The sequence below is a fragment of the Acinetobacter nematophilus genome, assembly GCF_026344175.1.
Classification (GTDB): domain Bacteria; phylum Pseudomonadota; class Gammaproteobacteria; order Pseudomonadales; family Moraxellaceae; genus Acinetobacter; species Acinetobacter nematophilus.
This window is the reverse complement of sequence record NZ_JAPKMY010000032.1, coordinates 1-585: the sequence shown is the minus strand read 5'-3', so window position 1 is coordinate 585 and position 585 is coordinate 1. Positions and strand designations below refer to the sequence as shown.

At 41.0% G+C, this 585-nt stretch carries 2 tRNA genes and 1 rRNA gene; all 3 read right to left on the bottom strand.

The features are described 5' to 3' along the window. Nucleotides 1-260 precede the first annotated feature (260 nt). Nucleotides 261-336, bottom strand: a tRNA-Ala gene (locus OSH00_RS20455). A 44-nt stretch (nucleotides 337-380) separates the two neighbouring features. Next, nucleotides 381-457, bottom strand: a tRNA-Ile gene (locus OSH00_RS20450). Nucleotides 458-516: 59 nt separating this feature from the next. Beyond that, a 16S ribosomal RNA gene (locus tag OSH00_RS20445) occupies nucleotides 517-585 on the bottom strand; the annotation flags it as partial.

Below are 585 nucleotides of genomic sequence, written 5' to 3'. Positions count from 1 at the left end.
GCTTCAATTAGATTCATATACCAAAACGCTTGATTCAGTTTTATCGCTAGTTCTCATTTCATTCAACATTAACAATTGCTTGTTAAGCTTCATAAAACGAGTTAAACAATTATTTCAACTCAAATATATTCTGTTAATGATTCACTACCGCCTCGTCAGCGAGTAGTTCACTGTGATAAATCACAGAAGTTAATAAACCCTTATCAATCATTCGATCGATTATTTATTAATTTCTATAATTTCTCTGTACTGCGTAGTAGTGGTGGAGACTAGGAGAGTCGAACTCCTGACCTCCTGCGTGCAAAGCAGGCGCTCTACCAACTAAGCTAAGTCCCCAGCTTAAGATCTTAATATATCTGCTCTTCTGTGTTCAGTAGACTTGGTGGGTCTGACAAGACTTGAACTTGTGACCCCACGCTTATCAAGCGTGTGCTCTAACCAACTGAGCTACAGACCCTCAGATACATCAATGAAGAACAACTTGTTGTGGATTCTTACCAATCGTCAATCTTTCGTTAAGGAGGTGATCCAGCCGCAGGTTCCCCTACGGCTACCTTGTTACGACTTCACCCCAGTCATCGGCCA